The organism is Cryobacterium sp. M15 (genome assembly GCF_002929675.1).
Taxonomy (GTDB): domain Bacteria; phylum Actinomycetota; class Actinomycetes; order Actinomycetales; family Microbacteriaceae; genus Cryobacterium; species Cryobacterium lyxosi.
This window is the reverse complement of record NZ_PJJW01000006.1, coordinates 1-2,126: the sequence shown is the minus strand read 5'-3', so window position 1 is coordinate 2,126 and position 2,126 is coordinate 1. Positions and strand designations below refer to the sequence as shown.

General features: G+C 65.9%; 2 protein-coding genes. Both read left to right on the top strand.

The annotated features are described in order from the left end of the window. Nucleotides 1-1,211: lycopene cyclase family protein (locus tag CXY83_RS00055; protein ID WP_104195416.1), on the top strand; the 1,211-nt coding region annotated here is incomplete at its 5' end. A gap of 59 nt (nucleotides 1,212-1,270) precedes the next feature. Beyond that, on the top strand, nucleotides 1,271-2,126 hold an 856-nt coding region (locus CXY83_RS00050; RefSeq protein ID WP_104195415.1), incomplete at its 3' end, for a Brp/Blh family beta-carotene 15,15'-dioxygenase.

The following is a 2,126-nucleotide window of genomic DNA, read 5'->3' as shown; positions in this document are numbered from 1 at the left end:
GGATGATTCATGAAGTGGACGCTGACCTCGTGATACTGGGCGCGGGTTTGGCCGGGCTCTCTTTGGCGGCCCGGTTAGCTCGGAAGCGTTCCGGCCCGCGCGTCGTGCTGCTGGAACCTCGCACGGCCTATCGAGACGATCGCAGCTGGTGTTTTTGGCGACCGGAACAGCATGATCTGTCACATTTGGTCTCGCGACGTTGGAAAACATGGACTTTTTCCGATGCGGCGGGCTTGACCGTTCGGCACCAGGTGCCCGGGCTGGCGTACCAGTACGTTCGGGGCAGCGATTTCTACGTAAGCGCGCAGGCCGACATTGCCGAGTCGCCGCGCGTCGAGCTTTGCCTCGGGGTGCGTGCCGGCACGGTTACGGCGGTTTCGGGCGGTGTTCGGGTGGAGTCCAGCGCGGGCACGCTGTTGGCGCGTCAGGTGATTGATACCCGGCCCCGCGCTGCGGCAACGATGCTGTACCAGAGCTTCGTGGGACTCGAACTGGAACGTGACTGTCCGCTGCCGTTCGACCCTGACGAGGTGACGCTGATGGGGTCCCTCGCGTCCGACGCCGAGGGCTTGGGTTTTGTGTATGCCTTGCCGCTGGGACCGAACCGCGCGATCGTGGAATGGACGCGGTTCGGCACGGCGCCGATCGACCGGGACCGCTTGGTCCTAGAGCTGGATCGGGTGCTAAACGGGCTCGGCTTGGCTGACGCCCACCGGGTACGAAGCGAGGGCGGCGTGCTGGCCATGGGACTGGGCCGCCAGGCCGCGCCGCCAATCACCGGCGTGGTGCATGCTGGCAACGCCGGCGGTGCGCTGCGAGCTGCTTCGGGCTACGGGTTCTTACGCATTGCACGTTGGGCCCAGCTGTGCACGGAACGCCTTCTCGCGGGGCGGGAAGCCATGGGACATCCGGAAGAACCGCGACTGCGACGCACCTTCGATCGCATTTTTCTGCAGGCTGTTCGGGCGCACCCGGAACGCACCGCAGAGTATTTTCTCGCCCTCGCCCGCGGCGTTCCCCCGGCCGCACTGGTGCGTTTCCTCAGTGATGGTGCGCGGGCCGCAGACTACGCGCGCATCATCTCCAGCCTGCCGTGGAGCCCCTTCATCGCCCAGCTGGCCGCGCCCACCGTGTTCAGCCCTGCACCGGCCGTGCCGGTCGCCGCGGACGTCACCGCAACGCCAAGCACGAGCACGAGCGAGCAGGGATGACCGGCCAAACAGCTCCGTCTCAAACGGGGTCCGCCCGCGTCAGGCCGCGGTGGCGCCGGGTGCCCGTCGAGACGGTGGTGTTCGCCAGCCTCGCCTTGGTCACCTTGGTCGTGCTCGGGTTGGGCCTGCCACTGCCCTCGCCCACGATTCAGGTCGTGCTCCTCGGGGTGCTGGTCGGGATCCTGGGCCTGCCCCACGGCGCCCTCGATCCGCTGATCGCACGCCGTGTCGGACTGTGGCGCACCCCACTGGGTTTCGCCGGATTCAACCTGGCGTACATTCTCGTTGTGATCGGCGTTGTGTTGCTTTGGCTGATCGCTCCGGTGGCGAGCCTGGTCACGTTCCTGCTCGTGTCTGCTGTGCACTTTGGGTCCGATTGGAATGCCGACCGGGCGGTTTGGCTGCGGTTTCTCGCCGGCTTCGGACTGCTCACTGTCCCGGCGCTGTCACATCCCGCGCAGGTGAGTGCCGCTTACGTGGTGCTGGCCGGAGACGGAGGCGCGATAGTGGCCAACGTGCAAGAGTGGCTTGGGCCGCTCGCCCTGGCCAGCTTGCTGATCGCAGCCCTGGTTGCCCTGCGAAGTCGGGCGCACGAAAGCATTGAAATTCTGCTCGCGACCATGCTCGCGCTCGCAACAGATCCGCTCGTCTTCTTTCTGCTGTATTTCTGCGCGCTGCACAGCTTTCGGCACCTGAAGGCGGGGTTCCGCGCCGAACGTGGTGGTGGACGGTTGTCGGCCCTGATGGTGATGGTTTACACCGTGGTGCCCATCATTGTAGTGAGCGCAGTGCTGGTCTGGCTCGGCCCCGACGGCGCCCTGAGCGAGCAGATTCTGCAGGTCGTGTTCATCGGTTTGGCGGGACTAACCGTGCCGCACATGATCGTCGTCACTCAGGAAAACCGTCACCGGCGGG